At 65.7% G+C, this 7,026-nt stretch carries 6 protein-coding genes; 5 read left to right on the forward strand and 1 reads right to left on the reverse strand.

Features of this window, described 5'->3' with window-relative positions; translation table 11 throughout:
• A partial coding sequence (locus tag JMF90_RS16940; protein ID WP_236597995.1) for a TonB-dependent siderophore receptor occupies nucleotides 1-2,123 on the forward strand: 2,123 nt, incomplete at its 5' end.
• Between the two features lie 162 nt (nucleotides 2,124-2,285).
• Here the strand turns inward: JMF90_RS16940 and rpsU are convergent.
• The gene (gene rpsU, locus JMF90_RS16945) at nucleotides 2,286-2,498 is read right to left on the reverse strand and encodes a 30S ribosomal protein S21 (RefSeq protein ID WP_006401410.1); all 213 of its coding nucleotides are present in this window, start codon (nucleotides 2,496-2,498) and stop codon (nucleotides 2,286-2,288) included.
• Nucleotides 2,499-3,028: 530 nt separating this feature from the next.
• Between rpsU and JMF90_RS16950 the strand changes: the two genes are divergently transcribed.
• From JMF90_RS16950 to JMF90_RS16965, 4 genes are all read left to right on the forward strand, one after another.
• Entirely contained in the window at nucleotides 3,029-4,183 is a 1,155-nt protein-coding gene (locus JMF90_RS16950; RefSeq protein WP_011546721.1) for a flagellin, read from the forward strand.
• Nucleotides 4,184-4,315: 132 nt separating this feature from the next.
• Nucleotides 4,316-5,824, forward strand: a complete 1,509-nt coding sequence (gene fliD / locus JMF90_RS16955) for a flagellar filament capping protein FliD (protein ID WP_011546722.1) — start codon at nucleotides 4,316-4,318, stop codon at nucleotides 5,822-5,824.
• Nucleotides 5,825-5,849: 25 nt separating this feature from the next.
• Entirely contained in the window at nucleotides 5,850-6,149 is a 300-nt protein-coding gene (locus JMF90_RS16960; protein ID WP_011546723.1) for a flagellar protein FliT, read from the forward strand.
• 261 nt (nucleotides 6,150-6,410) lie between these two features.
• Nucleotides 6,411-7,026, forward strand: a 616-nt coding sequence (locus JMF90_RS16965; RefSeq protein ID WP_201325250.1) for a tetratricopeptide repeat protein, incomplete at its 3' end; no start/stop codon positions are given.

A 7,026-nucleotide genomic window follows, 5' to 3' on the forward strand; every position in this document is an offset into this window, starting at 1 on the left:
TGACCGTCAGCCTTGCCCGCCCTCCTGTCCGTCCACGCCGCGTGGCCGCCGCCCTCGCCTGCCTTGCCGCCTCGCTCGCGCATGCGGACGATTCATCCGGCGACGCCGCGGTCCTGCCTGCCCTGAACATCACGGCCGCACACGATTCACCCCAACACTTGACCGACACGATCTCGACCGGTGCACTCGGCACCCGCCGCCAGCTGGACACGCCGTTCTCGACGACGATCGTCACGTCGGAAGAACTCGAGGCGCGTCAGCCGTACAAGCTCGGCGACGTGTTCGCGAACGACGCGTCAGTGTCCGACAACAGCGGCGCGTACAGCGCGTGGGCCAGCTACATGACCGTGCGCGGCATGCAGCTCGACTGGCAGAACGGCTACAAGATCGACGGGCTGCCGTTCGTCACGTACGGCATCACGATGCCGTACGAGCAGCTCGAGCGCGTCGAACTGCTGAAGGGGCTCGGCGGCTTCCTGTATGGCTTCGTGACGCCGGGCGGCGTCGTCAACTACGTGACGAAGCAGCCGGGCGCCGAGCCGGTGCGCAGCGTCGATGTCAACTACCGCAGCACCAACGTGTGGACGGAGCATGTCGATCTCGGCCAGCGCTTCGGGCCGAACGACATGTTCGGCGCGCGGCTGAATGCGACGCACGAGGAAGGCAAGACGTACAACGACGGCAACATCCGCCGGGACAGCGTGTCGCTCGCACTGCAGGCGAACCTGACGCGCGACCTCTCCGTGTCGTTCGGTGCGCTGTACCAGGATCGCCGCACGACCGGCCAGACGCCGTCGATCTTCACCGGCAGCTATCCGGGTGGCGCACTGCCCGCCACGATCAGCGGCGGGTCGACGAACCTGGGTGGCAAGGACCAGTACCTGAACACGAACCTGCAGCTCTATACGGCCGGGCTGCAATACCAGCTCGCGCCGGACTGGCAGCTCGACGTCGCGTACAGCTACAGCAAGGCGACACGCCGACGCAACGAAAGCACCCTGTACCTGCAGGACGCCGCAGGCAACTACACCGACAGCCGCTACGTCGGCATGGAGGATCACCGCTTCAGCCAATGGCGCGCGATGGTCGAAGGCAAGGTGCGCACGGGCCCGTTCAGCCACCAGATCGTGCTCGGCGCGTCGTGGCAGAAGCAGGCGAACGACTATTCGGCGAACAGCGTGTTCGTGCCGCTGGGCGCCGGCAACCTCTATGCGCCGAATCCGTACCGCTACGAGAGTCCGCACGGCTTCATCCAGTACCGCACGAGCGAGATCGTGCAGAAATCGCTGTTCGCGAGCGACACCGTGCAGTTGACCGAGCGCTGGTCGGTGCTGGCCGGCGTGCGCTACATGAACTACGAGCAGCGCGCGTTCCAGGCAAGCGGCGCCGAGGACCCCGGTTACCGCCAGAACGGCGTGGTGACGCCGACTTTCGCGGTGATGTTCAAGCTCGCGCCGACGACCACCGCGTACGCGAGCTACGCCGAGTCGCTCGAGCCCGGCAGCCGCGTGAACGACGTCTACGCGAACGCGGGACAGGTGCTCAAGCCGCTGCGCAGCAAGCAGTACGAGCTGGGGATCAAGAGCGAGCACGCGCGCTGGAGTGCGACGGCCGCGCTGTTCCGCATCGAGCGCAGCGCCGAATACGCGAACGCCGCGAACGTCTACGTGCAGGATGGCGAATCGATCATTCAGGGGATCGAGGTCGGCGCGCGCGCGAAATTCGGCGCGCACTGGAACGCGGGCGTCGATGCGATGCTGCTCGACGCGTGGTACGCGAACGGGATCGGCAACAACGGCAACCGTGTCGCCGGCGCGCCGCGCTTCGTACTCGCGGGCGACCTCGGCTATGCGGTGCCGGGCGTGCCGGGGCTGACGCTCGGCGTCGACGCGAAATTCACCGGCGCGACGCCGCTGCGCGCGGCCGGCGGCCTCGACGCGCCGGGCTTTCTCGTCGTCAACGCCGGCGCACGCTACCTGACGCGGGTCGGCCGCCACGACGTGACGCTGCGCGCATCGATCGACAACGTGCTGAACCGCCGTTACTGGGAATACCAGTACGCGGACTACGTGAAGCCGGGCGATCCGCGCACGGTGAGCCTGAGCGCGAAGATCGACTTCTGAACGCAGCGGCCGGCGGCTGCATACCGCAGGCCCCGGCCGGCGCCGCCGCCCGGCCCGTCGGCCACCGCAGCCTCGGGATTTTCCCGGCCTGCAAAAGCAAAACGGCGGAGCGGCCTCTTTCGAGGCACACTCCGCCGTTTCGCGGCGAACCGTCAGACGCTCTTAGTGGAGCTTCTTCGGCAGCATCTGGCTGCGCAGGCGCTTGTGCAGGCGCTTGACGGCTGCTGCCTTCTTGCGCTTGCGGACTGCGGTCGGCTTTTCGTAAGACTGGCGCTCACGCAGTTCAGCGATCAGGCCATTTTTTTCGATAGCGCGACGAAAGCGGCGAATCGCCACTTCGAACGGCTCGTTTTCTTTCAGAAGAATCGTCGTCATGTCGTTCCTAAATTGCTTAAACGGTCAAAAACGTAGCGGCCAAGCGCCACGCACCGGCCATCCGAGCGTCCCCACAACAGGCGAAACGAGCGGAAATACGGCCTCGGAGGCCGGAAAAGAGAGGCGGAAAGCACCGCGAGTACGCTTCACAACCGCGTGCAGCGCCGCGTTTGACTGCCAGCAGACATGCCGAAACCGGCAAAGGCGTGACAGAAAATCTCAATTCAGCCCGCCATCATAGCAGGGAATCACAGACAAAACCACCCTTTTGTCGGTCGTGTGTGCACAGCGTCACGACTGAGTGCCGGAGCCGCATCGGGCCCGTTTCTGCCCCCGTTTAATCCAGCGCCGTGCCGGGGCGGTCCGAAATGACAAAGAAGGATAAAAAATCGGGCCGAATCTCCAAGTGCCCCTCAAGTTTTGTTTTGGTGCGCCGAAATCCTGCTCTGAGGCGGCCAGCAATGAACGAGTGCTTCCGCCGACGCCAAAACGGCTTTCCAGGGCTTTCGGCTTACACAGGAGATTTTTCCATGCTCGGAATTAACAGCAACATCAACTCGCTGGTTGCACAGCAGAACCTCAACGGCTCGCAAAACGCCCTGTCCCAGGCCATCACGCGCCTGTCGTCGGGCAAGCGCATCAACAGCGCAGCGGACGACGCAGCAGGCCTCGCGATCTCGACCCGGATGCAGACCCAGATCAACGGTCTGAACCAGGGCGTGTCGAACGCCAACGACGGCGTGTCGATGATTCAAACGGCTTCGAGCGCACTGTCGTCGCTGACGAACAGCCTGCAGCGTATCCGCCAGCTGGCCGTCCAGGCGTCGACGGGCACGATGTCCACGACCGACCAGGCAGCACTGCAACAGGAAGTTTCGCAGCAGATCCAGGAAGTGAACCGTATCGCGTCGCAAACGACGTACAACGGCACGAACATTCTCGACGGCTCGGCAGGCATCGTGTCGTTCCAGGTCGGCGCGAACGTCGGCCAGACGATTTCGCTGGACCTGAGCCAAAGCATGTCGGCTGCGAAGATCGGCGGCGGCCTGGTGCAGAAGGGCCAGACGGTGGGTACGGTGACGGGTCTGTCGCTCGACAACAACGGCGCGTACACCGGTTCGGGCGCAACGATCACCGCGATCAACGTGCTGTCCGACGGTAAGGGTGGCTACACGTTCACCGACCAGAACGGCGGCGCCATCTCGCAAACCGTTGCCCAGTCCGTGTTCGGCGCAAACGCAACCACCGGCACCGGTACGGCAGTCGGCAACCTGACGCTGCAATCGGGTGCAACCGGCGCAGGCACGTCCGCGGCACAGCAGACGGCCATCACCAATGCGATCAACCAGATCAACGCCGTCAACAAGCCGGCTACCGTGTCGAACCTCGACATCAGCACGGTCAGCGGCGCGAACGTCGCGATGGTGTCGATCGACAACGCGCTGCAAACGGTGAACAACGTGCAGGCGGCACTCGGCGCGGCACAAAACCGCTTCACGGCAATCGCCACGTCGCAGCAGGCAGAATCGACCGACCTGTCGTCGGCACAGTCGCAGATCACCGACGCGAACTTCGCGCAGGAAACCGCGAACATGTCGAAGAACCAGGTGCTGCAGCAAGCAGGCATCTCGGTGCTGGCACAGGCGAACTCGCTGCCGCAGCAGGTCCTGAAGCTCCTGCAGTAATCGCGTAGCAACCCACGGCCGGGCCCCGCGTAATGCGTGGCCCGGCCGCAGGCACTTGGCGCGCGGGGCATTGCCCCGCCGTCAGGTCTTCACCCAGAATTCCACGGATCATCCGCCGCACGGAGCACTACGATGTCGACGATCAATTCCGCCGTCACAGCCGCCAACAATTCGGCCAACAGCCAGCTGCAGCAGGCTGCCCAATCGATCATCAGCGGTTCGACCGGCAACTCGTCGATGGACGTCAACTCGCTCGTGACGGCACTCGTCAATGCGAAAACCGCCGGTCAGGCCGCCGCGCTCAACGCGCAGCAAAGCAGCGACAACACCCAGATTTCCGCGTACGGCGCGCTGTCGGCCGCGCTGAGCGCACTGCAGGCCAGCCTCACGACGCTGTCGAACGGCTCGCTGCAGAACACCTTCACCGCGACCGCGAGCGGCACCGGCCTCACCGCGACCGCGGGCGCCGGCGCGGTGGCCGGCAGCTATTCGGTCGGCGTCACGCAGATCGCGACGTCGCAGTCGCTGTCGTCGGCCGCGTTCGGTGCGTCGACCGCGCTCGGCACCGGCACGATGACGCTGTCGCTCGGCAGCCAGTCGTTCTCGGTCGATGTGAACGGCACCAACAACACGCTGTCCGGTATCGCCGCCGCGATCAACACCGCGACCGGCAACCCGGGCATCGTCGCGTCGGTCGTCAACGGCAGCGACGGCGCGCACCTCGTGCTCAGCTCGACGCCGACCGGCGCGGCGAGCACGATCGGCGTCGCGCTCAGCAACGTCGCCGGCGACAACGGCCTGTCCAGCCTCGGCGTCACGTCGACGGCCAGCACGACGGGCGGCCAGTCGACGATCACGTCCGCGAATAGCGGCGCAGCGTGGAAACAAAGCACCGCCGCGCAGGACGCCGCGTTCACGATCAACGGGATCGCCGGCACCAGCGCGAGCAACACCGTGACGAGCGCGATCACCGGCGTCACGCTGAACCTGACCAGCGCCGCCGTCAGCGCCACGCAGCCGCAAACGTTGACGGTCGCGACCGACACGAAATCCCAGGCCGCCGCGATCAACAATTTCGCGACGCTCTATAACACGCTCGTCACGACGATGGGCTCGCTGTCGAGCTTCACGTCCGGCGCGTCGTCGCAAGGCCCGCTGCTCGGCGACTCGACGCTGAACACGATCAAGAACGCACTCGCGTCGATCGTCGCGAGCGGCGTGACCAGCAACGGCTCGACGGTCAACCTCGCGTCGATCGGCGTCACGCTGCAGGCCGACGGCACGCTGAAGGTCGACAGCACGGCGCTCAACGGCGCGCTGCAGAACAATCCGACGGGTGTCGCGTCGCTGTTCAACTCGACCAACGGGATCGGCGAGCAGTTGACGACGAACATCACGAACTACACGAAGACGAACGGACTGATCGCCGCGCGTACTACCGCGCTCAGCAACGATCTGAAGAACGTCGCCCAGCAGCAGACGACGCTGTCGAACTACGCAGCCCAGCTCACGAGCCAGTACCAGGCGCAGTTCACCGCGCTCAACACGCTGATGGCGACGATGAACAGCAACTCGCAATACTTGACCCAGCTGTTCGGCGGCGCGAACAGCGGCGGCGCGCTGGCGAACAACAAGAGCTGACCGCTAGCCGGACAGGAGAGCCCAGATGGAACAGACCGAACTGATTGCGCAGATCGACGCGTTCACCGACGCCATCGAACACGCGGCCGCGATGGCCGACTGGGCCGAGGCCGTGCGCCTCGTCGATGCGCGCTGGTCGCTCGTCGCGCTGCTCTCGACCGACCAGCCGCCCGTCGGCATCGCCGCGATCCGCCGCATGCAGGCCAGCAACGACCGGATCTTCGCCGGCGCGCAGCGCGCGCAGCAGGAGCTGACCGACGAATACCAGGCGGCAATGAGCCGCGTGCAGGCCGTCGGCCAGTACCAGAGCATCGCGAACCGTTAAGACCCGCCGCGCGGCGTGCTCGACACGCATGCGCCGCCAACCCGACAACAAGAACTACGCGCTGATGTGAGGGCGTGCTCGTTCGCCTCCGTGCCCGCCTCGTGCGGGCGTTTTTTTTGGGGTCGCCGCAATTCGCACCGCCCCGGCGTCGGCCGACCGCTCAATCGGCCAAACTGACCGGGCTTTTCCCGTCAGCTCGCGGCATCGGCGCAACGGCACGCTACCCATAATGGTATCGACCGACTTTCCGCAGATCTCATCATGTTCTCGACCGAACTGCCCGCCTCCGCCGCGCTCACGCCTGAACAGCAGCTTGCGCAGGACATTGCGCTCGTCATGGAGAACGCGCTCGAGCGCCAGCGCAGCGGCGCGTTCGACGACGCCCGGGCGCTGTACGAGGCCATCCTCGACGCGGTGCCCGCGCATGGCGATGCGCATTACAACCTCGCGGTGCTGCTGGCCGATACGGGTCAGGCGGCTGATGCGGTACCGCATTTCGAAGCCGCCATCGGCGCGAGCCCGGACAACGGCTACTACTGGGTTAGCTACATTCACGCGCTGCATCGCAGCGGGCAGACGGCCGCCGCGTGGATCGCGGTCGAAATCGCGCAACAGCGCGGCGTGCACGGCCCGGCGCTCGACGGGCTGATCGCGCAACTGGCGTCGCCCGACGTCGTGCTCGCGACGGCCGCGGTTGCGCCGAGCGGCATCGACATGGCGATCGTTCTGGAAACCGCAGCCGGCCACGCAGGGAAGAGCGACGCCGGCAGGCCGGTCCGGCGCCCCAATCAGACGCTGCTGCAAAAGCACGCGGCGCTGTTCGACAAGAACAAGCACGCGGAAGCCACCGCGCTTGCGCAGCAACTGGTCGCCGATT

Origin of the sequence: Burkholderia sp. E168m23, from assembly GCF_016586125.1 — a bacterium.
Taxonomy (GTDB): domain Bacteria; phylum Pseudomonadota; class Gammaproteobacteria; order Burkholderiales; family Burkholderiaceae; genus Burkholderia; species Burkholderia orbicola.